At 68.9% G+C, this 24888-nt stretch carries 25 protein-coding genes; 12 read left to right on the forward strand and 13 right to left on the reverse strand.

Annotation, left to right across the window (positions count from 1 at the left end; all coding sequences use genetic code 11):
- Positions 1-101 precede the first annotated feature (101 nt).
- From AB0B64_RS19380 to AB0B64_RS19405, 6 genes are all read right to left on the reverse strand, one after another.
- The gene (locus AB0B64_RS19380; protein WP_357943569.1) at positions 102-401 is read right to left on the reverse strand and encodes a GlsB/YeaQ/YmgE family stress response membrane protein; all 300 of its coding nucleotides are present in this window, start codon (positions 399-401) and stop codon (positions 102-104) included.
- Positions 402-635: 234 nt separating this feature from the next.
- Positions 636-1610, reverse strand: coding sequence for a LysR substrate-binding domain-containing protein (locus tag AB0B64_RS19385; protein ID WP_357943571.1), 975 nt, complete (start codon positions 1608-1610; stop codon positions 636-638).
- A 98-nt stretch (positions 1611-1708) separates the two neighbouring features.
- Complete coding sequence (locus AB0B64_RS19390) at positions 1709-1906, reverse strand: hypothetical protein (protein ID WP_357943573.1); 198 nt, start codon at positions 1904-1906, stop codon at positions 1709-1711.
- Positions 1907-2016: 110 nt separating this feature from the next.
- Positions 2017-2190 carry a CsbD family protein gene (locus AB0B64_RS19395; RefSeq protein ID WP_225301276.1) on the reverse strand — a complete coding sequence of 58 codons (174 nt, stop codon included), beginning with the start codon at positions 2188-2190 and terminating at the stop codon, positions 2017-2019.
- A 218-nt stretch (positions 2191-2408) separates the two neighbouring features.
- Entirely contained in the window at positions 2409-3377 is a 969-nt protein-coding gene (locus tag AB0B64_RS19400) for an acyl-CoA desaturase (protein ID WP_357943575.1), read from the reverse strand.
- Positions 3378-3462: 85 nt separating this feature from the next.
- A complete protein-coding gene (locus tag AB0B64_RS19405; RefSeq protein WP_357943577.1) occupies positions 3463-3774 on the reverse strand; it encodes a UBP-type zinc finger domain-containing protein in 312 nt (103 codons plus the stop codon).
- A gap of 385 nt (positions 3775-4159) precedes the next feature.
- Between AB0B64_RS19405 and AB0B64_RS19410 the strand changes: the two genes are divergently transcribed.
- Positions 4160-4453: a hypothetical protein gene (locus tag AB0B64_RS19410; protein ID WP_357943579.1), complete on the forward strand. Its 294-nt coding sequence runs from the start codon at positions 4160-4162 to the stop codon at positions 4451-4453.
- A 466-nt stretch (positions 4454-4919) separates the two neighbouring features.
- Positions 4920-5177: a lipopolysaccharide assembly protein LapA domain-containing protein gene (locus AB0B64_RS19415; RefSeq protein WP_225301272.1), complete on the forward strand. Its 258-nt coding sequence runs from the start codon at positions 4920-4922 to the stop codon at positions 5175-5177.
- A gap of 72 nt (positions 5178-5249) precedes the next feature.
- Here AB0B64_RS19415 and AB0B64_RS19420 read toward each other — a convergent pair whose 3' ends face one another.
- Positions 5250-5507 (reverse strand): hypothetical protein, encoded by a 258-nt coding sequence (locus AB0B64_RS19420; RefSeq protein ID WP_358178758.1) that lies wholly within the window; start codon positions 5505-5507, stop codon positions 5250-5252.
- A gap of 224 nt (positions 5508-5731) precedes the next feature.
- On the opposite strand from AB0B64_RS19420, the gene AB0B64_RS19425 reads away from it, so the two are divergent.
- The 3 genes from AB0B64_RS19425 to AB0B64_RS19435 all read left to right on the forward strand — a co-directional run bounded on the left by AB0B64_RS19425 (position 5732) and on the right by AB0B64_RS19435 (position 7059).
- Complete coding sequence (locus AB0B64_RS19425) at positions 5732-6097, forward strand: STAS domain-containing protein (protein ID WP_358178760.1); 366 nt, start codon at positions 5732-5734, stop codon at positions 6095-6097.
- Entirely contained in the window at positions 6094-6315 is a 222-nt protein-coding gene (locus tag AB0B64_RS19430; protein ID WP_357943585.1) for a hypothetical protein, read from the forward strand. Before AB0B64_RS19425 ends, AB0B64_RS19430 begins: the two co-directional genes overlap by 4 nt.
- A gap of 75 nt (positions 6316-6390) precedes the next feature.
- On the forward strand, positions 6391-7059 hold the full coding sequence (locus tag AB0B64_RS19435) for a protein kinase (RefSeq protein WP_358178762.1): 669 nt from the start codon (positions 6391-6393) through the stop codon (positions 7057-7059).
- A 114-nt stretch (positions 7060-7173) separates the two neighbouring features.
- Here AB0B64_RS19435 and AB0B64_RS19440 read toward each other — a convergent pair whose 3' ends face one another.
- Positions 7174-7593 carry a DoxX family protein gene (locus AB0B64_RS19440; RefSeq protein WP_357943589.1) on the reverse strand — a complete coding sequence of 140 codons (420 nt, stop codon included), beginning with the start codon at positions 7591-7593 and terminating at the stop codon, positions 7174-7176.
- A 513-nt stretch (positions 7594-8106) separates the two neighbouring features.
- Between AB0B64_RS19440 and AB0B64_RS19445 the strand changes: the two genes are divergently transcribed.
- The 3 genes from AB0B64_RS19445 (at position 8107) to AB0B64_RS19455 (ending at position 13976) form a co-directional block, all read left to right on the forward strand.
- A complete protein-coding gene (locus tag AB0B64_RS19445) occupies positions 8107-10653 on the forward strand; it encodes a hypothetical protein (protein WP_358178764.1) in 2547 nt (848 codons plus the stop codon).
- Positions 10654-10824: 171 nt separating this feature from the next.
- Positions 10825-11307, forward strand: a complete 483-nt coding sequence (locus tag AB0B64_RS19450) for a hypothetical protein (RefSeq protein WP_357943593.1) — start codon at positions 10825-10827, stop codon at positions 11305-11307.
- Positions 11304-13976 carry a M48 family metalloprotease gene (locus AB0B64_RS19455; RefSeq protein WP_358178766.1) on the forward strand — a complete coding sequence of 891 codons (2673 nt, stop codon included), beginning with the start codon at positions 11304-11306 and terminating at the stop codon, positions 13974-13976. Before AB0B64_RS19450 ends, AB0B64_RS19455 begins: the two co-directional genes overlap by 4 nt.
- On the opposite strand, the gene AB0B64_RS19460 is transcribed toward AB0B64_RS19455, so the two are convergent.
- From AB0B64_RS19460 to AB0B64_RS19475, 4 genes are all read right to left on the reverse strand, one after another.
- Complete coding sequence (locus AB0B64_RS19460) at positions 13973-14623, reverse strand: hypothetical protein (RefSeq protein ID WP_357943597.1); 651 nt, start codon at positions 14621-14623, stop codon at positions 13973-13975. The two genes, AB0B64_RS19455 and AB0B64_RS19460, sit on opposite strands and share 4 nt — an antisense overlap.
- Before the next feature lie 133 nt (positions 14624-14756).
- Positions 14757-15482, reverse strand: coding sequence for a WYL domain-containing protein (locus tag AB0B64_RS19465; RefSeq protein WP_358178768.1), 726 nt, complete (start codon positions 15480-15482; stop codon positions 14757-14759).
- A gap of 37 nt (positions 15483-15519) precedes the next feature.
- Positions 15520-16509 carry an alpha/beta hydrolase fold domain-containing protein gene (locus tag AB0B64_RS19470; RefSeq protein ID WP_358178770.1) on the reverse strand — a complete coding sequence of 330 codons (990 nt, stop codon included), beginning with the start codon at positions 16507-16509 and terminating at the stop codon, positions 15520-15522.
- A 43-nt stretch (positions 16510-16552) separates the two neighbouring features.
- A complete protein-coding gene (locus AB0B64_RS19475) occupies positions 16553-17452 on the reverse strand; it encodes a LysR family transcriptional regulator (protein ID WP_357943603.1) in 900 nt (299 codons plus the stop codon).
- Between the two features lie 126 nt (positions 17453-17578).
- Between AB0B64_RS19475 and AB0B64_RS19480 the strand changes: the two genes are divergently transcribed.
- Together AB0B64_RS19480 and AB0B64_RS19485 are read left to right on the forward strand one after the other, a co-directional pair.
- The gene (locus AB0B64_RS19480; protein WP_358178772.1) at positions 17579-18787 is read left to right on the forward strand and encodes an MFS transporter; all 1209 of its coding nucleotides are present in this window, start codon (positions 17579-17581) and stop codon (positions 18785-18787) included.
- Between the two features lie 36 nt (positions 18788-18823).
- Positions 18824-19330, forward strand: coding sequence for a pyridoxamine 5'-phosphate oxidase family protein (locus AB0B64_RS19485; RefSeq protein WP_358178774.1), 507 nt, complete (start codon positions 18824-18826; stop codon positions 19328-19330).
- Positions 19331-19366: 36 nt separating this feature from the next.
- On the opposite strand, the gene AB0B64_RS19490 is transcribed toward AB0B64_RS19485, so the two are convergent.
- Complete coding sequence (locus AB0B64_RS19490; protein WP_358178776.1) at positions 19367-20305, reverse strand: cyclase family protein; 939 nt, start codon at positions 20303-20305, stop codon at positions 19367-19369.
- Between the two features lie 146 nt (positions 20306-20451).
- Here AB0B64_RS19490 and AB0B64_RS19495 point away from each other — a divergent pair, with 146 nt between their 5' ends.
- On the forward strand, positions 20452-23286 hold the full coding sequence (locus AB0B64_RS19495; RefSeq protein ID WP_357943611.1) for a BTAD domain-containing putative transcriptional regulator: 2835 nt from the start codon (positions 20452-20454) through the stop codon (positions 23284-23286).
- Between the two features lie 156 nt (positions 23287-23442).
- Positions 23443-24822, forward strand: coding sequence for an FAD-binding monooxygenase (locus AB0B64_RS19500; RefSeq protein WP_357943613.1), 1380 nt, complete (start codon positions 23443-23445; stop codon positions 24820-24822).
- Positions 24823-24888 lie beyond the last annotated feature (66 nt).

The following is a 24888-nucleotide window of genomic DNA, read 5'->3' on the forward strand; positions in this document are numbered from 1 at the left end:
GGCCACCCCCGTGGACATCCTCGGCCTGCGCGCTTGGGCGGTCACCCCCGCTGCGGCAGGCGTGTGGGCACGGGGAATGGGTGATGGGCGTGCTGGGCGGGTCATCGGCGGCCGGCCCAGCGGCCCGAACGACGGCCAGTGCGGCGCCGGTCAGTGATCAGGTTGTAGACGAGCAGCAGGACTGCCGCGCCGACGATGGCGCAGACCCAGGTGGACAGGTTGAAGAAGCCCTGGATGCCCGAGACGTGGAACACCTTGGTGGCCACGAAACCGCCGAGCAGTGCGCCGGCGACGCCGAGTACGAGGGTGATGATCAAGCCTTGCTGGTCTTTGCCGGGGACCAGCATTCTGGCCAGCAATCCGGCGACCAGTCCGAGGATGATCCAAGCGATGATGCCCATGACCGAACTCCCTGTGGTGGTGCGTCGATGTCTGCGCGGGATCGGTCTTCCGGACCGGTCGAAGCAGGTGGCCGGTCACCGCATGATTGGCGGCACCGACCGTCGAACTTGTTCACTTCCAGCCAACACCCTGCGTAAGGGACAGAAACCGGCGATCTGTGAAGGATTCATCTCCAGGACCGATCACCAGGGAGAAAAGGATGGTGCGGCGCGACCAGCGTTGAGCCCGGCGCGTCACAACAGATCATCGCTGCGGCGGCTGGTGGCTGCCGGAGCACCTTCGCCGGACGCCGGCTCGGCGGCCAGGGCGACGGGCTCCAGCCAGTCGAGCCGTTCGGCCAGCCCCCGGGCGATGTCGATGACGGTGGCGATATACGGAGAAGGGTTGGCGTCGTGCCACAGCAGGGACCAGGGGTAGTGCGTCGCGGGGTCGGCCAGAGGCCGCCAGGTGGTGCCCGGCCGGTTGGAGGAGCGGAACGAGGAAGGGACACAGTGCACGCAGCGATGCTGGAGTACGAGGTCGGCGGCGGCCCGGGAGCTTTCGACGGTGCCCTCGTAAAGGGTGGGCGTCAACCCGGCCGAGCGGCACAGCGCGAGGACGAACTGATTGAGCTCCGGCGTCTGCGATTCCTCGCCGAGCAGTAGCAGCTCGTCGGCGAGGGCGGCGACGGGCACGCCGTCGAGGTCGGCGAAGCGGTGGTCGTCGGGTACCAGCACGCCGAGCGGATCGAGCCTGATGAGCTTGGAGGTCACCTCGGCCGGGGTCTGGGAGCCGTGTCCGATGGCGATGTCCAGGCGGCCGTCGGCCAGTTGCCGGTACTGCTCTGGGGTGCCTGCCTCGACCTGGTGGATCGTGATGCCGGGATGGTTGCGCTGGAGCTCGCGCAGGATCTGCGGCATGGTGTCGTAGCCGGCGTCGATGATGCCGACGCGCAGCGTGGGCGCCGAGGCGGCGGCGGTGCGCGCGACCTGCGTGGCTCGGCTGACGTGATCGAGAATCTGGCGCGCTTCGACGAGGAAGGCGGCGCCGGCCGGGGTCAGGTCGACGTGGTGGGTGCTGCGGTCCAGCAGTCGCACGTCCAGCTCACGTTCGAGCCGCTGGATCTGCTGACTCAGTGCCGACTGCACGATGTGCTCGCGGGCGGCCGCGCGGCCGAAATGCAGCTCTTCGGCCAGCGTCACGAAATAGCGCAACTGCCGTAATTCCATGCCCGCCACCCTCTCTGCTCAGGCGGCGCCGATGCGGACTGTCGTCTCCCACTCTAGGTTCCTCGTGGGCGGGTGAACTTCTGGAGGTGAGCCGGGCCCTACTTGCTGGGCTGAGGTGTTTGGCAGGCGATCTGCGGCTTCATGCCGAAGTAGTTGAGGGGGCCGGCCAGGATCGTCACCGCGATAGTGGCCACCTGATTGCAGTTCTCCACCGGCCCCGTGTAGTAGTTGCGCTGGCCTGCGGCGACGGCACCGACGATCAGCCAAAGGATCAGCGCTCCTGATGCTACGCGCATCGGTTCTACCTCCATCTTCGTGCTTGCACGGGGGCGGACGGGGTCATCGCGGAGCTCGCCGGCGTCCGACCTCGACTCCGTAGCCGCCGAGCGGTTGTCGAAGCGGAGGGTCAGCGTTTGAAGGCGTCCCAGATCTTTCCGCCCGCCTGCTTCAGATTGCCTGCGACCTGATCGCTCTTGCCCGCGATCTGCTGGCGCCGGTCGCCGGTGAGGCGGCCGAAGAGTTGCCTGACCCAGCCCTTGAGGACCTGGACCTTGTTGCTGATTTCCCAACGCAGACTCATCGTGATCTTCCTTCACTGCTGTGCCGTGGTCAGGCGGCTTGGAGTCCCAGTGTCCGTCCCGGCCTGATGGGGGGAAACGAGCAATGGCGGCGCCGGTTATCACCGGAACCGATGAGCGCTGGGCGTATCCGGGATCGTGGTCGTGGCCAGAACGGTGAGGATCACGGTAAGGGAGAGCCACACGAGGATCCGCGGCAGCGGAATTGACGGGGAATCGGTCAGTCCCCGGCCGGTGAGAGCGGGCCGGTACGGCGGTGCCGGAGGCGTTCGGGGTCGGGCCAGTGCACGTCGCTTGCCCAGCCCAGCCGCTCGAACAGGCGGATCACCCCGCTGGACAGGTCGATCTGGCCCCGGTCGAGACCGTGACGGGCGCAGGTCGGCTCGCTGTGATGGCCGTTGTGCCAGCTCTCGCCGAACGACAGCAGGGCCAGCGGCCACAGGTTCGTCGCCCGGTCGTGGTTGCGGGTCTTGAACGGCCGGCTGCCGATGAGGTGGCACAGCGAGTTGACGCTCCAGGTGACGTGCTGCAGCAACGCGATGCGGATCAGCCCGGCCCACAGGAAGGCGGTCAGGCCGCCGTACAGGGTGCCGGTGATCGCCCAACCCGCCAGGAACGGCAGTGCCAGCGACACCACGCACAGCGCGGGGAAGGCGCGGGCCACCCGGGTCATGGCAGGATCGGCCAGCAGGTCCGGGGCGTAACGCTCGGCCGGAGTCTGATCGTCGGCGAACAGCCAGCCCAGATGGGCGTGGGCAAGCCCCCGAAGCTGCCCGCGCAGGCCGGTCCCGTACCGGTAGGGCGAATGGGGATCGCCCGGTCGGTCGGTAAAGGCGTGATGGCGGCGGTGCACCGCCACCCAGTCGATCACGTTGCCCTGGAAGCCCATCGACCCGGCGACCGCCAGCGTCACGCGCAGCCATGGCCGGGCGGCGAACGAGCCATGGGTGAGCAGCCGGTGGAAGCCGACCGTCACCCCGAGCCCGGTCACCACGTAGAAGCCCGCGGCCAGAATCAGGTCGGTGAGCGCGACCCCCTGCCCCCACGCCAGGTAGATCACCGCGCCGAGCGCGGCGAACGGCGCGATCACGATCGACGCGGTCAGCGCCGTCTGCGCCCGCCCGGCCGGCACGTGCTCTCCGGCCCCGGGGAACGGCGAGGTGCCGTCGTAGTCCTGCCGACGTTTCACCGGTCGTTCAGAAACCGCTCGTTCGGAAACCGGTCGTTCGGCAACCGGTCGTTCGGAAACAGTCATGAAGTAGCTTTCTCCTCATCTATACCGTCCGCCGGTGCACGTAGCACCAGCGCCAGGTCGACCTGGGCCCCAGAGTGGCGGCCACCGGATGGTCGGTCTCCCGGTAGTGGGCCTTGGCGTGACCGCCCTGCGAATCGTCGGAACAGGCCACCCAGCCGCAGGTCAGGCACACCAGCAGGCGTGTCCAGGTCTGGCCGAGGGCCAGGCATTCCTTGCATTCGGGCGGTCCATACCGCACGGTGGGAAGCTGGTCGATGTGATCGCAGCGGGGCGCCTGACCGTTCAGGCCTGCACGGTCGGTCGCGTCCATGCCCTGTGCGTCCAGGGTCATCGCGACCCCCTCACGGTGACAGCGACGCAAGGTGCGCCAGCTGGTCACTTACCAGTCAAGGTGCTCAGCCGTCCGGCGGAAACACGCAATCCCAGCTCGCCTCATCAGCTGCGGCGATAGCCACCTGCGAGCACGTCGGCCGCGCCATGTCCGCCCTGCCAGGGGCGGAGAGATCTTTCCAGAGGCCACCGGATCGGCTTGACCTGCCGGATCGCGACTTCGAGGCCCGCCGGACAGCGAAATCGGCCGGAGAATTCAGCGGTGCGAAACCTCCTGCCATCTTATGCCGAGAGTGGAATTCGCTCAGTTGTGCGAAATTTCCCTTGCTATTTATTGCGGATGGGTATTGAATGAGGAATGCAAGCCAAAGAAAAGGGAGGCTCTTATGAGCTTCGTACAGATTCTAGAATTCGATACCAAGCGTGCCGGCGAAGTCGAGTCACTCATGAACGAGTGGCGGACGCAGGCCAAGGGCAAGCACTATGTAAAGCGCGAGGTCGTGGCGAAGCGCCGCGATCGACCCGATCACTACGTGGCCATCGTGGAGTTCTCCTCCTACGAGGAGGCCCAGAACAACAGCAAGCTGCCGGAAACCGACCGGTTCAACGCGCACATGGCCAAACTGTGCGAGGGCCCGATCGAGTTCTCCAACTACGATGTGATTCGCGACAAGAGCTGATCATCAACTGAACATCGCGGAAAGCTCAGCCTGTGCTGTGGCGTGCGAGAATATTCTCGCGTCATGGCGCGGGCATTTTTTATGCCGGCCTTCAAATATCGAGCGGGCGGCAAAGGAGCTGCCGGCGTCCCGGGCACCCGGGATTCACATCCCGCATGACCGAAGGCCCGGAACGGGGCCTGGCGGCGTTGACCGCCTGGCCGGCCGCTCTGGTGAGCGCCCGCTTGGCGTGCCGGGTGAGTGACGTAGATTCGAGGTATCCGGAAACGACGACATCCCGCCGCATTAGAGGTGCCTGCCAGGCCGGCTCACCGAAAGGGTTGTCATGGACATCCTGCACCGCTTCCGCACCAGATCCGGGCCATCTGCTGAGACGGCTGAAGCCGATGTGCCTCAAGGCGAGAGCTTACCGGCGCCGGACGAGCGCCCCGCGGGCCCGGGCTCAAGCGCCGAGAACTCCAGGCCGGTGCCCGTCACCCGTACCAGCGTGGCCTGGGCGGGTGTGTGGGTCGCCACGCTCGTGTCCGTCGCCTTCATCGTGTTCATGCTGCAGAACACCACCGCCACGCAGGTGTCCTTCCTCGGCCTGCACGGCACGCTGCCGCTCGCGGTCGCGATGCTGATCGCCATGCTCAGCGGGATCCTGCTCACTCTTGTGCTCGGCACCGCTCGCATCACCCAACTCCGGCGTCTGGCCAGCCGGCGACGCCGTCAGAACCGCTGACCGGCGAACACTTTCCCCGCCCCGGCGACCACGCCTCCTGATCACACGTCTTGGCGGGACACTGCCCGAGCGCTACGGGTTCCTCCTGGCGAGCGCCTGCTCGGCCGCGGCGCTCAGCAATCGGGCGGCGGCGGCCACCTCGGCGAGCCGACCAGGCGTCATCGTCTCCAGACAGGCGGCCAGCCGCTGCCGGTCACCACGACAGGCCATGCGCATCGCGTGCTGAAAGGCGAGGGCGCGCGAAGCGGTATCGATCGCCATCAAGACGTCGGTCAGAGCCTGGTCCACGCCGTCGTTCTGATCCGGCGGCAGCGGAGGTTGAGCAGTCAACGCCATTCACCATGCCGTCCTTGAGCTCCGACCGCGATCCGCCCCGATGATCACGGCTGATGATAAGCCTTGTGCGGATTGCCGCTTTCCACCTGGTCGAGCCCGCCAGATGATCAGACCATCGCACCAGACGGCTCCGCTCACGCCGCCCCTCCGCAACGTGTTCATGACCGCCTCACACCCGCGGCCACCTTATCCCGCACTCCCCGCCCGTAGGAGCCAGCATGAACACCGCGGACACACTCGGCGCACGCACCCCTGACACGCTCGCCGATCGGCTCTTGCGCATCACGCCGCTGGTCGATCCCGTGGGCCTGCGGATCGAAGGTGAGCTCGACCACGCCACCCTACCGGCCCTGACCGGGGCACTGGCCGCGCTGGCGGGCGGCGGCGGCTTCTGCGTCGACCTGAGCGGCCTGGTGTTCTGCGACGTCGGCGGACTGCGCGCCCTGGTCGCCGCCGCCGCCGGTATGCGCGACGGCCATGCTCTGACGTTGCGCTCGCCCTCCCCGCAGCTGCGACGCCTGTTCCAGCTCACCGGCTGGCACCAGACGGCCGGTCTTCGCCTACAGGATCGGAGCACCTCATGACGGCCCTCCATCCCCGCATCGGGACAGGTCTGTGGCTCGTCCCCGCCACCGCCACCGTCGTCCGCCTGTGCGACGAGTTGGACATCGTCCTCGGCCTGGCCGCCCCCCGCCCGCACCTGGCCAGAGTGCTGCGCCTCACCGGCCTGGACCACAGCTTCCCGATGTACGGCACCCCGGGCCGAGGCAGGGCCGGGTTCAGCCGCGCGGCAGCGCGCTGAGACGTCGTCGCCACATGTCTGTTCTCGCCGCCGCTGCCACCAGGACGACCGCCGGGCCACGCCCTTGCCTTCCCGTTGAGGCGACGGCCGAGCGCCGCCGCGATCTCCCAGGCGGTCTACCTCATCTCGCCCCTCTACCAGCCAGGCAGCCTCAACCTCCACCTCCACGGCAGGCCAGGCGCCGACGTCTCCCTGGGGTGGAGCCTGCGGATCCTGGGCCAGGTGCTGGCCGGGTTGCAGGCCGCCGCCCTGAGCGACATCATCCACCTCGACATCAAGCCGCAGAACATCGTCCTGGACGGCCCCGCCACCATCAAGATCATCGACTGGGGAATGTCACAACTGCACCAGGCCGGCAAAAGCGTGTCGACGGCCCTGCCCGGCGGCACCAAATGGTTCGCCAGCCCCGAGCAACTCGGCGTCACCGACGCCACCCCCAGCAGTCTGTCCGATCTGTACGGCGTCGGTGCCCTGGCCTACTGGCTGCTGACCGGCCTGGCCCCGCTGCGACGCGAAACCGACGCCGGCACCGATCCGCTGCAGGTGCACCACCTGATGCGGGCCGGAACCCGGCCCGAACCCGTTGACCGCTACAACCCGCTCGTACCCGAGTGCCTGAGCCGGCTCATCGACCAGTGGCTCAGCTACACGCCCGCAGACCGCATCCCCCCAACGATGGCGGCCTCCGCCGCGCTCAGTTGGGCATGCACGGCCCTGAGCCGGCAGACGTGCGACCTCTCCTGATCAGCGGAGGTGAAAGCCGATACAGTGCTGGCGAGCAGTCCGGTCATCAAGACGCGAAGGTTCTTGTTGGTAGTTTTGGGAGCCATCCGGGGCTGCTCAGGGATCGGCGGGCGGTCATCTGCCGCTGTCATACTCCAGAGTTCGCGAAGGCAGCAGCGTGGCCAGTGCCCAGCGTCCGGGCCCGAAGACGGCGATGATCAGGAACGACCAGCAGAAGAGGGCGGCCTGTTCGCCGCCGTTCTGGATCGGGAACAGTGCCTGGGGCTGGTGGACCACGAAGTAGGCGTACGCCATGGTGCCGGAGCAGACGATGGCGGCGATACGGGTGCCCAGCCCGAGCAGGACGAAGATCCCGCCGGCCAGTTCGATGACCGCGGCCCACCACCCGGGCCACTGCCCGAAGCCGGGTGCCGGGCCATGCGGCCCGCCCAGCACGTTGAAGAGGGTCGCGGCGCCGTGGCAGGCGAACAGCAGACCCACCACGAACCGGTACAGGGCCAGGACCAGCCCCTGATTCTTGGCCAGAAGCTCCATGGCGCATCCCTTCAGAAAGAGATCGAGAAGCGGGTTCATGGCATGTCGGCAGCCGGCCCGGCGGAGGGGCGGCCGCGATGCCGTGTCACGACATGGCCCGCTAGAAGGACATTGGGAGCGCTCCCAACGAGTTTCTGGAAGCTGGCCTGAGCTGTCAATCTCGGTCACCGGAAAAAGGCGCCCCCAACGGTCGGCAAACGCCTCATGTGGTCTGATACCCGCACTAACTCGGCCGGTCAGTGAAATTTTCACCCCTGTATGACTGGGTCGGGGCCAGGGCGACCTGTTCCGCCGCGCCTGGCGGGCCCAGATGATGGCCGCTCGCAGCCGAAGCCGGGCATGTGACTTATGGAGAAATTTCGGGTAATCGCAGCGATTCGAGCGGAGGGTCGCCTTTGCTGTTATAGGTTCACTAGTACGGGCCGATCTTGAAACGGCCGTGCCCGTTACATCTGTGTTGCAGCTTGACCTCTCTTACCCGCCACAGACGCTTGCCGGAAAATACTTCTCTACATGACCAGCCGGGAGCAGATCTTCGACGACTTCGCCAAAGCCGTCTTCGCAAAGGTGCTTCGCCGCAGGAAGTGGCGGAGCCGCCTGCTCATAAGAATTCATGAGGGAACTGCGGGCGGTTCGGCCACTTTGCTCATCGATGCCCTGACAAACCGGCTGCGACTCGGCAAGACGCCGCTGGTGCCGCACGCGGTGGTGGATGAGCGGACTCGTGTGGCGCGGCAGATCGCGACAGGGCTGACAGCTCCGAGGGGGTGGGGCACGCTTCGCTTCCCCCAATACAACGTCTTCAGGGCACTCGAGTCGGACGCCTTCGCCGGAATGGATCCGCAGGATTGTGCCTTCAGAAAGCTCCATCCTTTCCTGTGCCGATTCATCCAACTTCCGGGCGCACCTGATCCGGTTCTTTGGTGGATCCGGTTGGCCGGCTTCGTCATCGTGTTCGCGGGCTGGTTCGAACAGCTGCGGTTCGGCGGGGTATGGCGACGTCGCATGCGCCGCAACTGGTTCGCGAAATTCGCCGGCGGAAGCCACGAGGATTTTTTCGAGCAGGCCGCGACCATCATGCGCGGCAGCGACGAGCAGAAGAAGGAAGGCGTGCTTCTCCGCGCGCTCCTGTGCGATCTGGACGCGGCGTTCACCCCGCGTCTGTCTCCCTGGCGGCGACGCCGGCAGAGCGGATTCATGCTGTTCATCAAGAACGGCGACGAGCTCGCTGACCTCATTCGGCAGGCGATAGAGGACACCAAAGCGCGACACATCACCGTGATTTTCGCTCGATCCGGTCAGGCCGCGGGTGCGCCGAATCTCGCCGAGGCCACGCTCCGTCTCATCCTGCACGGAGACACCGAGCTTCAGGTGACGACGAGGGACATAGCGGCGGGTGCCACCGCGGAGCAGCTCGCCGGCGCGTACAAGATTCCGGTGCGGCTGAGAAGCTCCGCCCTGGTTGTCGTCGTCGCTGTCCTGCAGATCGTGATCCCCACCGTCGGTGGCTATTTCGGCGCCGCGCGGCTTTTCCAGTTCTGGCCCTGGTCCAGGGATGAGACCTGTCTCGGCGAGACCGCTGGACATGCGGCGACGGCGGCCACGCCGGTCGGCCTGCTCTCCTCTCAGGAGGCGACCCGTCTCTACAACGCCGACAAGCAGGCGATCGACGACGAGAACACCCGAGTCAGGGGCCTGGCCAGTAAGAACCCCGACATGAGATACACGATCAAGAGGATCGTCTACCTGGGCTCCGGTGTCGCGGGCGCCTTCGACGCCGGAGTCGCCTACAACGGCGTGATCCCCGAACTGCACGGCATCCGACTGGCGCAACGGAAGATGAACGAACTCGCCGAGGGCAATCCGCGAACGAAGGATCAGCTCTCGGGCAACGTCTTCGTCATCGTCGACATCCGGGAGGCCGGCAAAGACTATGCCCAAGCGCCTCAGATCGCTCAGCAGGTGGTGCGGCAGTCAACCGAGACCGTCCTCGGTGTCATCGGGCTTGGCGAGAGCAGACAGCAGACACTCGAGGCTCTGAAGACCCTCGGCGACGGCGGGCTGCCCATCCTCGGCATGGGCGCCACCTCCGAAGATATGCAGGCCCATCCGCTCTACCATCAGATCTCCTTCGACAACCCGTACCAGGCGCGCATGTTCGCGGCGTTCGCTCGGCAGGCCAACATCATCCGGGCAGGCGAATCCGGCCGCTGTGTCCCTGCTGACAAAGCACTGGTCATCGGCGACCCCACTGACAACTACAGCCTCCGGCTCGGAGAGGACCTCGTGACCGAGTTCCCTGTGGACAATGCGCACGTCATCTGGTTCCCACCGCCGGGATCGGCGACGTCCGTCCATCCCGCGGGCACGTTCGTGACCAGCGACTCGGAGTTGCTCGAAAAGGCGTGCGCGCGACTGACTCAAAGCGCCGACGACCGCACCGTGGTCTTCTGGTCCGGCAGGGCGGAGCGCCTGCGGGACTTTCTCGTCGCGGCCAAGGACAGCGCCGCCTGCCCCGCGTCGTTCACGGTGGTCAGCGGTGGCGACCTCTCGACCACGGCCGTCCTCAAAGAGCGATTTCCCACCGACTTCGCCGGCGTGACGCTCTTCTACTCCGCGCACGCGCTGCCGAGCAGCCCGCCCAACAGCGCCGGGGATGACTACGCCCACCGTTACCTGGACCTGTACAAGACCACCAATGATCCCTGGTACGACAACTGGCGGGGACCGATCGCCTATGACGGCCTCGTCACCATGGTGACGGGAATCAACACCGTGTGCCGGGAGAACGGACCGGCCGGCTGCGGGAGGGGATCGGTGGCCAGCCATTTCCGCTACCGCATCGGAGGAGAGTCTGGGCTTCGGGGCGCGACAGGGATCATCCGTTTCGCCAAGGATCCGTGGGCGACCGCGGCTCCCGCGCCTCTCCAGAAGCGGTTCCTGATGCTCCGCGCGACTCCTACGGGACCATCCGTCGTCATGGAGTGCGGGCAGCGCGACACCAACGACCTCAGGACCACCTGGGGGCCCAAGGGCGCGTTCGACTGCCCGAGCACATAAAGATCGGTAGTGCCAGCCGGACACGGCGCATCATTTCTGCCCGAATCGGAATCACTTTTGGGCTTGACGCGCAACACGTATCACGGCGGCCGGAACTTTTCTTTCTGGTGTTCCTGTCGGAACGGAAGTTAGCATGCGGTGACTCTAGCCATTCATTCGGTAAGGACAGATATGGCGTTGGAATCGGAGAACGGGTCCGTTCGGCGCTTCGACGACATCGCTCGCGCCATTGTCGCCGAGGCCGCCCCCAAAGAGGCGGAATACTTTCCGGCGATCGCCCGGGCCACCCGGAGAAACCCTCGGCGAGCCTTCCGCGGCGGCGGTGACGACCTTCTCGGGTTCTCGCTCGCGGACGCCGTGACACTCCTGACGCCCATCGTCCTGACCGTCCTGACCGGCGCGGCGACCAACACGCTCACGCAGGCCGTCGAACGTACCTCGAAACAGGTCTCCAAGAGCGTGTGGAACAAGCTCTTCCCTTCGCGCCCGGCGCCGATCGCCGGCTCTGAGGCCGTCGTTCCCGTTCTCGACCCCGCTCAAGTGAAGGAGACCGCGCAGGCGGTCGAGGAGATCGCACTCGCGCTGGGCGTGGACAAGGCGACCGCCCTCCGCCTGCGACAGGCGACCTTCGGCCACTTGTCGGGCGAGAGGTGACCGCGGCGGGCGAGATGGTGTCAGGCCGCAGGCTTAACCCCTTCACGCTGCCGTCGTCGACGACGTCCCGGTTCCTCATCCTGATCACCGCGACGATCGCCTGCTCTCTCTACCTTGCCCTGTTCCTGTTCGAGCTCCGGCTGCGCGTCGCCTATCTGCCCGAGCACGTACGGCACGCGGAGTGCCTGTCATCGCTGCGTTCCGGCGCACGCTCGGTCGAACCGACCCTGCTCGTGGACCGGTACGGCGAGTGCACCGCGGGAGTGACGGCGGCCGAGGCGCTCCTGCCGATCGGGTCGCTCGTCGTGCCCGCGCTGTGCGCCCTGCTGCTCTACGCGTTTCACCCGCTGTGGGCCTTCCGCCGCGGACTCATGGCCCTCGCGGAGGTGAGTAGCGGCGAAGCCCACGCGGACCTGGTACGCAGGTTCACCTCCATCGCCGAGGAGGAGGCTCCCGGCAGGAACGTCCGGTTGCTGGTGGATCCGGGAAGGGGAGAAGTCACCGGGCGCGCGCTCGGCCTGCCGCGACGCCACATGGTGGTGCTGAGCATGGGGCTGGTCCTCGCGCACGCGACGACGCCCGCCATTACCGAGGCGGTCCTGCGGCACGAACTGGCGCATATTCGCAACCGCGACGTCGGTATCGCGCACTTCACGGTGGCGATCTGGTGGTCGTTCCTGTTGACGGCCTGCGTGCCCGCGCTGGTCGCCACGGCGATCTGGGTTCCCGGCGACCTGCTTACGCAGTGCGCCAGGCTGACGGTGATGACCCTGGTGCTGTGGCTGGCCAGGACCGCGGTGCTTCGCGCCCGCGAGCACCACGCGGACGTCAGGGCGGGCGACACCGCCGAACGGCAGGAGACGATGGCCGCGGCGATCGAGACCGCCTCGTCGAACCGCCGCTACCCGGGGCCGCTGCGCTTCTTCAGCAGCCATCCCGCCCGGCGGTATCGCCTGGACGTACTGAACGAGCCGGGCAGGCTCCTGCGCCTGGACCAGTGGGAGATGTTCAGCGCGGGGTCGCTGGCGGGCCTGGGTTTCGCACCCGTCTACCACTCCTATTCCCAGCTCGACACCGAGGGGGTGATCGACGCCCGCTACTTCATGCCCGGGCTCATGTTCGGGCTGCTCATCTCAGGCGTCCTTGTCGTGGCCGTCTGGAGGGCGAGCACCGGGCGGTTCGCGGGACACGGTTCGCGGATGAGTCTGTGGTGGGCCTCGGCCGGCTTCACGGTGGGCGTCATCGCCGGCCAGTACGCGGCCATGATCCGCGCGGAGGTGTGGATCTGGACCCTCGCCTTCGTGAACCCGCTGATCGGACTCACCTACTGTCTCGTGCTCCTGCTGATCATCCGGGCCTTCCTCTCCTGGGCCAAGGCCTGCTCCTCGGCCTGGCTGGCCGGCTCCACCCACCCCCGGACGATCACCCTGGCGGCCGTGGCGGTGTCGGCGGTGGTGATCGGCCCGTGGCTGGGTTTCTGGTTCTATGGCATCGCCACCGTCGTACAGGCCGGTGTCACGTGGGACCTGCTGGTGGTGACGCTGGTGACGATGGTCAGATACACCCCACTGGTGCTCACCATCGCGCTGGCCTGCGCCTACCTTGTGGCGGCCGGGACGCGAGCGCGGCCGGCACCGGGGAGCGGTCTGCGGCTCCATCTCGACGACGCCGCGCCGGTCCCGCTCCAGCGCCTGCCCGCCCACCTCGTACGGGCATCCCTGCCGTTCGCCGTGGCCTGCTGCCTCATGGCGGTCGGCGGTTTCGCGCTGCAGCCCATGCTCATCGCGGCCAGCAGGCAGAGGGGTACGGGACAGTTCCTCGAGGCCGTCTACGTGACCATGGGCGTGGCCGTGGGCCTGCTGGCGCTGGCCGCGCTGGCGGCCGGGATCCTGGTCGGCGGCCGCGGCTCGGGAACGTGGGCCGTGGCTCACGCGGGGATCATGCTCCTGACGGCGGCCGTTCCGATGGCCCTGGTGATCCTCGGCCATGTCGCCGTGGCCGAATGCGGGTGGGAGCGGGCGGGCGCCTGCTTCGCGCAGGGCGCGCCGCTCCAGGTGACGATCGGAAACTACGCCACGCTCACGTACATGTACGCGATCTACCCCGGTCTTCTGCTCGCCGGGTGCGGCAGCCTCATCAGAGCCCGGAGGCGACCGCCCGTCCCCGAACCGCGTCGGAGCGTCAACCGCCCGGTCGTGGCGAGCGCGACGATCGTGATCACGCTCGCCCTGGCGGTCGGCGTCTACGGCGCCCTGCTGAACTGGCGGCTGACCGTCGGGGCCATCCCCGCGGCGCGCATGACCTGGCAGCGGGCGGTCATGGAGGCGGCCGACCAGCCGATCAAGCCAGGCTCGGTTCCGCAGCTCGACGCCTGCCGCAACGCATTACGCATGTTCGCCAGCCCGGGAGTGCGCGACGCGCTCAACACCGACCAGCGCTACTACGTGCTGGCGGCCGGGCTCATCAACCATGTCGCCTCGTCCGACGACCCCGCCCTGCGAGCGATGGCCCAGGCCGGATACGTCTGGCTGGACAGGGGTCGCGCGGACATGGTCACCAAAGTAGTCACCAAAGTGCTGCACTACTGCGTGCTCGTCGGGGGCGAGCACCAGGTCGATCTGCAGGCGAGCGTCGCTCCGCAGACGAGCGTCGTTCCGCGGACAAGCTAGGCCAGGCACGCCCTGACGCCGTACCGGACGCCGGTGTTGAAGGCGTTGATCCGTTCGGTGGCGCTTCCGTGATCGCGCGGGTTCGTCCACGGCGTGTCACCCGACAGCCCCCGCAGCGTCGCCGCGATCTCTCGGTTGTCGCCCCGCTCCCACGTGAGTGTGCCGTCCCTCGACGCCCCCGCGAGTGCCGCCCCTCCCATGCAGTCCGCCTGCAGTTCGATCTGCGGCACCAGATATCTGGGCGGCATACGATTCTGGATGGAGTGGCTCCATTCATGTGAGATGACCTGGTACACCAGCCCGTCGCCGTAGCTGTAGCTCATCCTCATCAGGTTGATGTCCCAGGCGATGAAATGCTGGGTCGTGCAGTAGGAGGCGTTGTAGGGCAGCATCTTGTATCCCGAGCACGCGGGCCGGTTCGGGCTGCGCCCGTCGTAGGAGCCCAGGACGCGGGGCGGCGAATATCTGCCGGGTAAGTAATCCGACCAGTGATCTGACCAGAATCGATTGACCGCGTAGACGGCCGTCGCGATGTCCTCCTGGAGGCCGTCGACTTTCACCCCCGCCTCGGCTCCGTTCGCGCCTCCTCCGCCGATCCATGTGACGGCGAGAATGGTCACCACGGCCAGTCGTAAACGCGCCGACATGGAGCCCCCAGTTTGTTGGTTCGCTTTCGCCAGGCTCCGAACGATAAACGCGCGCATACGCTGCGAATAGGCTCGGTTACCGAAATATCACCGTTGTCTTAGGAGACGCCATGCAGAGGGGCGACGGCTTGGATCACGAGGGCGTCGTACCCCGGCTGAGGGTCCGTAGCGTTTCGGCCTGGCGGACGCGTTCGGCCAGGGTGTGGTCCAAGGATGGCACCGTACGGGCTGGGCAGGGCTCGTCCCGCAGTTCGGCGGCGAGGATGCGTTCGAGGCGGAAGCCCCGCCCGGCTCGGCGGCTGCGGCACCAGCCGATCAGATACCACGAGCCCGAGGCGGTGAGCAGGCCGCCCGGCTCCACCTCGCGCTCGCTTTCCCGCCCCGCCGAGTCGGCGTATCGGATCCAGACAACCCGCCGGCGGGCCACCGCCTGCTCAACCACCGGGAGTACGCCTGAGGCAGTGCGGGCGGGCAGCACATGGATGCGTTCGGTCAGGGCGCGCACTTCCTCCACGGCGGACTCGCTCAGGGCGGCCGCCAGCTTGCGCATGGCGGCCGGCCCCGCGGCCGAGAACGGCGTCGTCTGCTCGGCCCCGGCCAGCGCCGCGGCCACCGCCAGCGCCTCCGCGGCGGTGAGGTTGATCGGCGGCAGAGCGGTGTCGCGGTCGATGAACCAGCCCCCGCGCGGCCCGGCCTCCGCACGCACCGGCACCCTGGCCTCCATCAGCGCCTGTAGATCGCGCTGGATGGTGCGCCGCGACACCCCGAACCGGTCCGCCAGCCAGCCCACGGTGCGCGGCCGGGGCGCGGTCGCGCGCAGCTCGTCTACCAGGGCATAGAGGCGTTCGGTACGGTTCATCGCGTCATCGGGTCACAGGCACGGGACGCGTACCAGGTTAGGCCAGACATCTGCGTAGGAACTCCTCCTGGGCCGCCAACTCCCGCTGGGCCAGCGCTGTGGGGTGCAAGGTGAACCCGTGCCAGCCCTCCTCCGCCACCACCAGCTCGGCCGCGTTGCCGGCGGCCGCCCAGCGGGCCGCCATGAACAGCGTGTCGTCGAGCAGGGGATCGGCCGTTCCTACCGTGAACCGCGCGAGCGGCAGACCACGCAGGTTGCCATAGAGGGGTGAGATGTCAGGATCGAGTCGTTTGTCGGGCGACAGCCCCGGAAACTGCTTGCTCCAGAACCATTCCTGGATCGGCCTGTTGATCAGCCGGTTTCGATCGCCCGACGCGCGGCCGCTGGGTGTGCCGTGGCCCACGTCGTAGCCGCCGAAGGAGAGCTGTGCGGCCAGGAACGCCTCGGCGGGTGCCACGGCGTGCCGGTCACGCAGCCGCAGAAGCGTGGTGACGGCCAGCCGCGCGCCGCCCGACTCGCCGCCGATGAGCAGTCGTCGCGTGCCGAACTCGGCGGCGGCGTTCGCCACCAGCCAGAGCGCCGCCTGCTCGGCGTCGTCGTTGCCCGCGGGGTAAGGGTGCTCCGGGGCCAGCCGGTACTCGACGCTGAGCACCGCCACACCGCAGTTGGCGGCCACATCGCGAAGGCGTGGATCCTGCCCGTCCGCCGAGCCGATCACCCCGCCGCCGCCGTGGAAGTGCAGGAACACGCCCTCCGGTGCACGCCCGTCCGGAGGGAGAAAGGCCCGGAGCCGGAGCCGGCCGCCGTCGGAGGTGGTCACGGTCCGCCAACTCGCCTCGGGAACCGTCGCGAGGGTGGGAAACCCGCCTCCGCCCGCGCGCTGAAACTCACGAGCCGCCACGGGGTCGTCCTGGACATGCAGCGGCACCTGGCCGTCGAGCAGCTTCTCCATGCGGTCATTGACGGCACGGGTCTCAGCCAGCTCGTCGAGATCCAGGCCGAGCAGATGAATGGTGGGTACGTTCATGCAGCCAACCGTGCCGCCACGCCGCGACACCCTTATGTCACGGTCAACGCGTGATGTCGCTCACAGCCTTCTTCGAGGGGCGCTCGTCGAGGGTGGTGCGCAGGGCGGTGATGAAGGCGGTGGTGGCGGGCGGGTCGGGTGGCTCGCCGAACGCCGCCAGGTGGATCCGGCGCCGCGCGGCGGTCAGTTCGGTGGCCTTGACTCCGTCCGCGTGGTGGGTGCGCAGGGCCAGTCCCGGCATGGTGGTGACGCCCAGCCCGGCGGCGACGAAGGCCTGCTGGACGAGGATGTCGTCGCTACTGTAGGCGATGCGCGGGGTGAACCCGGCGTCCTCGCAGGTCCGGACGAGGTCGCCGCGGCAGTTCGGGCACCCGGCGATCCAGGCCGAGTCCCGGTGGTCGGTGAGGGTCTGCCCGGACTCGCGGCTGAGCAGGTACACCGGGTCGTCGAGCAGGTAGGAGTAGCGGATGCCGTCGTCCGGCATCGTGTCCTCGTACGAGAACATGATGGCCAGGTCAGCCGATCCCTCGCGCAGCATCCGGCGGGCGGCCGTGGGATGGGCGTCGCCGAGGTGCAGCTCGATGTTCGGGTACGACTCGCGCAGGGCCACGGCCGCCGGGGGGACCAGGACGCTCAGGGCGGAGCTGAAGGCGACGAGCCGGACCCGGCCGGTCCGCAGCCCGAGCTGGGCGGCCAGTTCGGCGTCGGCGGCGTCGACCCGGCCGACGATCTCCGTGGCGCGGCGGGCGAGCAGTTCCCCTTCGGGGGTGAGCCGGATGCCGCGCCCCACGCGCTGGATGAGCCTGGCGCCGGTCGCCGCCTCCAGCCGAGCCAGGTGGTGGCTGATCGAGGGCTGCGAGTAGTGCAGGGCCTTGGCGGCTTCGGTGACCGAGCCGTGGGCCGCGACCGCGGCCAGGACGCGCAGCCGGACGATATCGAGCATTCATCAAGGGTATCTATGGATTTTCGCCAATAGTGGCATTAGACGCATGTGGCACCTCATGGGCAGACTCGGCGGTGAGATCACCTGGGGGTCGCCGATATGTACACGTACCGGGAACTGTTCCGAATGCCCGAGTTCACGCCGCTGTTCACGGCCTCGTGCGCGCAGGTCGCCTCGACCACGCTGAACGGGCTGGCGCTCGCCACGCTGGTGTACGCCCGTACGGACTCGGCGCTGCTGGCGGCGCTGGGCATGTTCGGACCGTCGTTCGCCGAGTTGGTCGGCGCCACCCTGCTGCTGTCGGTGGCCGATCGGGTGCGGCCGCGTACGGCGCTGACACTGACCGCGCTCGCCGGCGGCGCGGCCAGTGCGGCGCTGGCCGCGCCGGGCATGCCGTTGTGGGCGATGTTCGCGGTCATCCTCGCGCTGGGCCTGGTCAACTCGATCGGCAGCGGCGTCCGGTATGGGCTGCTCAGCGACATCGTGCCGCCGGACGGGTACGTGCTCGGCCGCTCGGTGCTCAACATCTCGGTCGGCGCGATGCAGATCGCCGGGTTCGCGGTCGGTGGCGTCCTGCTGGCGGTGGTGTCGCCGCGCATGACGTTGGCCATCGGTGCGGCGCTGGCCTTCGTCGCCGCGCTGGTGCTGCGGTGCGGGCTCGGCGCCCGGCCGGCGCGGTCGGTCGGGCGTCCGTCCGTCGCGGCCACCTGGCGGGTCAATCGTCACCTGCTGTCCACGCGTGCCCGCCGGGCCGTCTATCTGTCGATATGGGTGCCCAACGGGCTGGTGGTGGGCTGCGAGGCGCTGTTCGTGCCGTACGCGCCTGGGGCGGCCGCCGTATTGTTCGTGGCGGCGGCGCTGGGGATGCTGTTCGGCGATCTGGCGGCCGGGCGGTTCGTGCCGCCGGGGGTGCGCGGGCGGTTCGTCACCCCGTTGCGGTTCCTGCTCGCGGCTCCGTACCTGCTGTTCGCGCTGCCGCTCGGCACGCCGGTCTTGGCCGGCGCCGCGGCGGTGGCCTCGGTCGGCTTCGCCTCCACGCTGCTGCTGCAGGAGCGCCTGATCGCGCTGACCGGCGAGGACGTCCGCGGCCAGGCGCTGGGCCTGCACGTCAGCGGCATGAAGGCGATGCAGGCGATCGGCGCCACGCTGGCCGGCCTGATCGCCCAGTACGTACCCGCGGGCGCGGCGATGGGCCTGATGGCCGTGGCGGCGCTCGCCGTCACCGCGGCCCTCAGCCCAGGCCTGCGGCTGTCGGATCCGGTTCGGCCGCTCCGTCGGACCAGCCGGCAACTGTCCTCGTACCGCGCCGCCTCGCCGACGAGTTCGGCACCGTGAAGTGCGCTGTCCACCGAGAAAACGACAATGAGAGGGATGACCGTGCAACCGTACGAGATCACCGAGATTCTGAACCGGCCGATCAGCCAAGAACTGCTGGCCCGCGACGTGACCCGCTTGGCCTACGTCGCCAAGGACGGCACACCCCGCAACATCCCGATCATCTTTGCCTGGAACGGCTCGGAGATCGTCATGTGCACTCCGAAGAACGCTCCGAAGCTTCAGGCCTTGAGCGAGAACCCGATGGTCGCCCTGACGATCGACACCGAGGTGCACCCGCCCAAGATCTTGCTCATCCGAGGTCGGGCCGAGCTGGACTTCGTCGATGGCATCCCCGATGAATACCTCCAGACGACCAGCACCTATGAGATGACGCCCGAGCAACGGGTCGAGTGGGAGACGGAGGTGCGTTCCCTCTACCACGACGGCATGGTCCGGATCGTCGTGACCCCGACCTGGGCGAAGCTGATCGACTTCGAGACGACTCTGCCGAGCGCGGTCGAGGAGCTGCTCCGACAGCGGGAGGAGCGTCAGCGCGGCTGAGCGGCGCGAGGTCGCTCGACTCGCGCAGCACCGGGGTCAGAATGTGGCGATCGGGTTGACTGGGCTGCCGGACGTACCGGCGAAGCGGACCGGCGCGACCGCGAGGTGGAAGTCCCACTGGCCGAGCTCGGCAGCCGTCGTCGCGCACGCCTCCAGGTCGCAGTTGTCGAGCAGCCACAGACCCATCGCGACGAGGCTCACGGCGTGAACCGGCATCAGCACGTCGTCGTACCCGGACGGCTGAACGTCCTGGGGGGTGTCAGCGCCGATCAGCGCCACTCCCCGTTCATGCAGCCACGGCAGGCAGGACGCGTGCCAGCCGGCCTGCGTGAAGCCGCCGGCCGCACCGGCCTCGTGCCGGACGCGGCCATAGCCGGTCCGCAGGAGTACCGCATCGCCGGCTCGCACCCGCACACCCTGGCGACGCTCGGCCTCCTCGAGATCGTCGGGATACACACCCTGCCCCGGTTCCAGCCACGGCACATCGCGGACCCTCGCGATGTCCAGCAGGACGCCACGCGTGATGATCCCGTTCGCCGCCGCAGTGACGGCCGCCCACGCCGATCCCGTCGCGGCGTCGACCAACGAGTGCGACCGCCCGTTGTACATCATGCCGTCCCAGAAGATGTGGCACGGCGAGTCGATGTGGGTGACGGTGTTGCCGTGGAACATGATGCCGAGCCGCTCGTTCGAATAACCCCAGTGTCGGTCGTTGCGGAATCCGGGCAGCGGCATGTTCTCGGCACCTGGCATGTCGGCGGCGCACGGGCACGTCGTCGTCGACCGCTCCATCTCCTCCGGCACGGCAACCTCCCACGCGCACGACACACTCCTGCCGTGGCGCACGGCCCGCGCCGCCGCCAGCCGGACGTCGTCGGTGATGTGGTTCAGAGTGCCGAGCTCGTCGTCGTCGCCCCACCGTCCCCAGTTCGACAGCGTGTCGAAGTACCCGAGCACGTCGTCCTGTGTGGGCATCGGTCGCTCTGCCGTCATCTCAGCATCAACCCCTCCGGTCACATGGTTCGAGGCAGCGCAGGAGCCGCCCGACACGCGAGTTTTGCGGCGCTTCAGGATGCGGAAGATATTCTCACAGCGCGTTTGGTGCGGCGGGAGGTCTGCTGGTGAGCGTGGTGGCCGAGGACGTGAGATTCGGCGTTCTCGGGCCGCTCCGGGCCGAGGTCGGCGGTCGCCCGGCAGGGCTTGGCGGACCTCGCCAGCGGGCCGTGCTGGCGCTGCTGCTGATCGCGCGGGGCAGGAGCGTCTCGGCGGAGCGGATCCTGACCGAAGTGTGGGAGGGCTCGCGACCTCCCTCCCTGACGACACTCCATGGATACGTCGCCGATCTGCGCAGGACGCTGGAGCCGGAAAGAGCGCCCGGCGCGCCGGCCCGGTTGCTGGTACGCGAGGGGCCCGGATACGCCCTTCGGGCGGTACCCGCCGCGGTTGACGCCGAGCGCTTCACCGATCTGGCCGCTCGTGGCCGGCGCGCGTTGGACGGCGGCGAACCGAGACTCGCCGCGGACCTGCTCGGACAGGCGCTCGCGCTGTGGCGGGGCCCGGCCTATGCCGACTTCGGCGGAGCCGCCTTCGCGGTGCCCGACGCGACCAGGCTGGAGGATCTGCGGGCCACCATCCGCGAGGACCGGCTTGCGGCCGTCATCGCGTCGGGGGAGCACGCCGCTGCCGTAGGCGAGCTGGAAGCGATGATCGCCGAGCAACCGCTGCGTGAGCGCGGCTGGGAGTTGCTCGTCCTCGCCTTATACCGGTCAGGACGGCAGGCCGACGCGCTCGCCACCCTTCGAGCGGTACGCAGAAGGCTGGCCGACGAGCTGGGCATCGACCCGGGACGCGGCCTGCGCGACCTGGAGGCGGCCGTACTCGCCCAGGACCCGCGGCTCGCGCCGGTGCCGGCTGAGCCCACTCGCATGTCATACCCTCCGGCCGCGGCTCCGGCGCAGCCCTCGGGCAATCTGCCGTTCGCGCTGTCCAGCTTCGTCGGCCGCGGCGGTGACCTCACGGCCGTCGCGTCCCTGCTGGACGGGCACCGGCTGGTCACGCTCACCGGCCCGGGCGGGGTCGGCAAGACCCGCCTGGCCTTGGAGGTCGCACGCGCCCGTACCGACGCCGACGGGCCCTGGCTCGTGGAACTGGCAGGTCTGCACGCACCCGAACTGCTCACCGGGACCATGGCCGCCGCCCTGGGGCTGCCCACCGCGGCGTCCCCCGATCAGCTGGCCGGGATGATCGCCGACCGTGACATGCTGATCGTCCTGGACAACTGCGAGCATCTGCTGGTCCCCGCCGCCATGCTGGTCCACACCCTGCTGACCCGCTGCGGCACCGTACGGATGCTGTGCACCAGCCGCGAACCCCTGGGCATCTCGGGGGAAATGGTGTACGAAGTACCGCCCCTGGATGCCGCCACGGAGGCCGCGGACCTGTTCCTGCGCCGTGCGGCAGCCGTCTCGCCCGGCTGGGCGGCCGAGCCGGGCGACAGGGAAAGGATCGCCGCCCTGTGCGTACGGCTCGACGGCATCCCGCTGGCCATCGAACTCGCCGCCGCGCAGAGCCGGGCGCTGTCCGTGGCCCAGATAGCCGATGCCGTAGCGGACCGCTTCACCTTGCTGGTGGACGGATCAGCCGGACGGCCGGACCGTCATCGCACGCTACTGGACACGGTCGCCTGGAGCGATCAACTGCTGCGGCCGGCCGAACGCCGGCTCTTCCACCGGCTCGGCGTGTTCGAAGCCGGCTTCGACCTGGAGGCGGCCGCCGCAGTGGGAGGAGTCGATCCCGTCCTGGCGCCGCTGCTGGCGTTGGTCCGCAAATCGCTGGTCACCGCGGAAACCGGCACGGCACCACGCCGCTACCGGATGCTGGAGACCTTGCGCCAGTACGCCCTGGCCTCGCTCTCCACCGACGAGCTGGCCCGGGCGCGGGAACGCCACCGCGCCTGGGCCCTGGCCCGGGCCGAGAACGCCGAACGTCATCTCCGCGGCCCGCAGGGAGCGGCGTTGCTGAACGGGCTGAGCCGCGATCAGGCGGAGTTCCGGGCCGCGTTCGCCTCGTCACTGGCGGCAGGTGACGGCGAGTACGCGCTACGGCTGGGCGGCGCGCTGTTCTGGTTCTGGTTCCGCATGGGTCATGTCGCGGAGGGTCTGGCCTGGCTGTCCGAGGCGTTCGCGGCGGCCCCGCGAGCCGGCGCGGATGTCCGGGCGCGTGCCCGGTTCGCGGTCGTGGGACTGCACTACCTGGCCGGACAGCCGCCACAGGCGTACCAGGCGGCCCGTTCGGCGATGGAGGAGGCCCATCAGGCAGGCGACCCGGTGACGGAGGCGCTCGCGACCGCGTACGCCGCCTACCTGGGGCTGCTGACCGGGGCGGCGCTCGACGCCGAGACTCTCGCCCGCGAGGCCGTCGAGGTGGCCCGGCGCAGCGCCCTGGACTGGCTGGAAGCGGAAACGCTCATGATCCAGGGCATGGTCCTGCGGCTGCTGGGCGATCTGCCGGGCGCCGACAGCGTCTTCCAGGAGGCCATCGGAGCCGCTCGCGCCAGTGGCCACGACTGGGCGGCGGACGGGGCGGCCTGGTGCGAGATGAAGACGGCCTCGGACCGCGGGGACGGTGCTCGGGCGCTGGCCATCGCGGCGGACATCCTGGCCACGATGGACCGGTACGGAGACATCTCCTTCTGGCTGGTGACGGTGCACAGCGCGGCCCGCGCCCTCGCGCTGACCGGGCAGGCCGAGCACGCGGCCGTGCTCATGGGGGCCGTGGAGGCCATCGGCAAGCGAGCCGGAGTCTCCCCGGAGCTGATGGACCCGTTGGACGGGCCGCGCGAGGCCGCCGCCGTACGCGGGGCACTTCCGCCGGAGGAGTACGAACGTCATGCGGCCCACGGGCGCGCGATGTCCCGGCGGGACGCGAGCGCCCTGCTCACCTCGTTGATCCGCTGATCGGGCCTTCCACGCCTTGAGGCTTGGAAGCCTTGGAAGTCGCTGGGAAAGCCGGTTCCCACCGGCCTCGAAGCGGGCCGGCCCACTCTCGTTGTTGTGAACGCGGCGCCGCCTGGTCCGGGCGGCCGGACAACGAGGTGAATCATGATCAAGCGGATGAGCATCGGACACCCGCCCACCGGACACGCCGTCGTCGCGGGAGCGGGGATCGGCGGGCTCCTGGCGGCCCGGGTGCTGCGCGAGACGTTCGACCGGGTCACGGTGATCGACCGCGACGCATTGCCCGCCCAGGGTGTCCCCCGGCGGGGTGTGCCGCAGGGGCATCACGCGCACGGGCTGCTGTCCCGGGGCTGCGAGATCCTCGAGGAGCTGTTCCCCCGGCTGACGGCGGACCTGGTCGCCGCCGGCGCCACCACCTGCGACATCCAGGACGACGTCCGCTGGTACAACGACGGCCGGCTGCTGCACCCAGCGCCTTCGCGGCTGCGCGGCCTGACGGTGAGCCGGCCGGAACTCGAACGGTACCTGCGGTACCGCGTCGCGGATCTTCCCGGCGTGGTGATCCACGAACGCTGCGAGGTGGTCGAGCCGATCACCGGCAGGGACGGCGCGGTCACCGGAGTACGCCTGCAGCGTTCGGGGCACCAGCCCGAGGACATGGCGGCCGATCTCGTGGTGAACGCCGTGGGCCGGGGAAACCGGGGCGCGGAGTGGCTGCGCCGGCTGGGATACGAGCCCGCGCCGGAGGAGCGTGTCGACTCCGGGCTGCAGTACGTCTCCCGTGAGTACCGCAGGCGGCCGGGCGACGCCGACTTCGTCGCCATGGTGGTGGGGCACAGCGCGTCGGTCCCCAGGGGCGGCGTCGCACTCAGCGGCGAGGGAGACCGCTGGCTCGTCACCCTGTTCGGCATGGGCGACGATGTCCCACCCGTCGACCCGGACGGGTACCACGGGTTCGCCGCCCGGCTTCCGGTCCCGGACCTGCACCGCCTCCTGGAGCGCCTGGAACCGCTGGGGGAGCCGCGGCGGATGCGCATTCCCGTGAGCATCCGGCGCCGCTACGAACGGATGGGCCGTTTCCCCGAGGGCTATGTGGTGTTCGGCGACGCCCTGTGCCAGTTCAATCCCAGCTACGGGCAGGGCATGACGGTGGCCGCCTGCGAGGCCGTCGCCCTGCGTGAGTGCTTGGCGGACGGCCGGCGCGACGGCCTGGCCCGCCGCTTCTTCGAGCGGGCTGCGCGGATCATCGACGTGCCCTGGGACCTGTCGGTCGGTGGTGATCTGCGGTTCCCGTCCGTCGAGGCGCCACGCCCGCTGCGCGTGAAGCTGCTCAACCGCTACATCGCCCGCCTCCATGTGGCCGCGGAAGCGGACCCGGTGGTCGGGCAGGCCTTCCTGAGCGTCGCCAACCTGCAGGCCCCTCCACAGCTCCTGTTGTCGCCCGGCGTCCTGGCCCGGGTGCTCCGGCCGCGTCCCGGCGGCGGCCCGGCCCACCTCCGACTTCCGGCCCGGGAGCAGATCCCGGCCGGTCAATGACGTCGCGGCTCATCCCGAGCCTCGGCATCCGAAACCCGAAACCGTCCCCCAAGGGATGGAGAGAAA

The sequence above is a fragment of the Nonomuraea sp. NPDC049129 genome, assembly GCF_040648495.1.
Lineage (GTDB): Bacteria > Actinomycetota > Actinomycetes > Streptosporangiales > Streptosporangiaceae > Nonomuraea.

Bases quoted from the DNA above. Each gene is read 5' to 3' on its own strand.
- AB0B64_RS19470 (WP_358178770.1), bottom strand. From the start codon at position 16,509: ATGAACGTACCCACCATTCATCTGCTCGGCCTGGATCTCGACGAGCTG.
- AB0B64_RS19480 (WP_358178772.1), top strand. From the start codon at position 17,579: ATGCCCGAGTTCACGCCGCTGTTCACGGCCTCGTGCGCGCAGGTCGCC.
- AB0B64_RS19440 (WP_357943589.1), bottom strand. From the start codon at position 7,593: ATGGAGCTTCTGGCCAAGAATCAGGGGCTGGTCCTGGCCCTGTACCGG.
- AB0B64_RS19445 (WP_358178764.1), top strand. From the start codon at position 8,107: ATGACCAGCCGGGAGCAGATCTTCGACGACTTCGCCAAAGCCGTCTTC.
- AB0B64_RS19460 (WP_357943597.1), bottom strand. From the start codon at position 14,623: ATGTCGGCGCGTTTACGACTGGCCGTGGTGACCATTCTCGCCGTCACA.
- AB0B64_RS19485 (WP_358178774.1), top strand. From the start codon at position 18,824: ATGACCGTGCAACCGTACGAGATCACCGAGATTCTGAACCGGCCGATC.
- AB0B64_RS19430 (WP_357943585.1), top strand. From the start codon at position 6,094: ATGACGGCCCTCCATCCCCGCATCGGGACAGGTCTGTGGCTCGTCCCC.
- AB0B64_RS19390 (WP_357943573.1), bottom strand. From the start codon at position 1,906: ATGCGCGTAGCATCAGGAGCGCTGATCCTTTGGCTGATCGTCGGTGCC.
- AB0B64_RS19410 (WP_357943579.1), top strand. From the start codon at position 4,160: ATGAGCTTCGTACAGATTCTAGAATTCGATACCAAGCGTGCCGGCGAA.
- AB0B64_RS19475 (WP_357943603.1), bottom strand. From the start codon at position 17,452: ATGCTCGATATCGTCCGGCTGCGCGTCCTGGCCGCGGTCGCGGCCCAC.
- AB0B64_RS19380 (WP_357943569.1), bottom strand. From the start codon at position 401: ATGGGCATCATCGCTTGGATCATCCTCGGACTGGTCGCCGGATTGCTG.
- AB0B64_RS19450 (WP_357943593.1), top strand. From the start codon at position 10,825: ATGGCGTTGGAATCGGAGAACGGGTCCGTTCGGCGCTTCGACGACATC.
- AB0B64_RS19500 (WP_357943613.1), top strand. From the start codon at position 23,443: ATGAGCATCGGACACCCGCCCACCGGACACGCCGTCGTCGCGGGAGCG.
- AB0B64_RS19425 (WP_358178760.1), top strand. From the start codon at position 5,732: ATGAACACCGCGGACACACTCGGCGCACGCACCCCTGACACGCTCGCC.
- AB0B64_RS19405 (WP_357943577.1), bottom strand. From the start codon at position 3,774: ATGACCCTGGACGCACAGGGCATGGACGCGACCGACCGTGCAGGCCTG.
- AB0B64_RS19465 (WP_358178768.1), bottom strand. From the start codon at position 15,482: ATGAACCGTACCGAACGCCTCTATGCCCTGGTAGACGAGCTGCGCGCG.
- AB0B64_RS19395 (WP_225301276.1), bottom strand. From the start codon at position 2,190: ATGAGTCTGCGTTGGGAAATCAGCAACAAGGTCCAGGTCCTCAAGGGC.
- AB0B64_RS19385 (WP_357943571.1), bottom strand. From the start codon at position 1,610: ATGGAATTACGGCAGTTGCGCTATTTCGTGACGCTGGCCGAAGAGCTG.
- AB0B64_RS19490 (WP_358178776.1), bottom strand. From the start codon at position 20,305: ATGCCCACACAGGACGACGTGCTCGGGTACTTCGACACGCTGTCGAAC.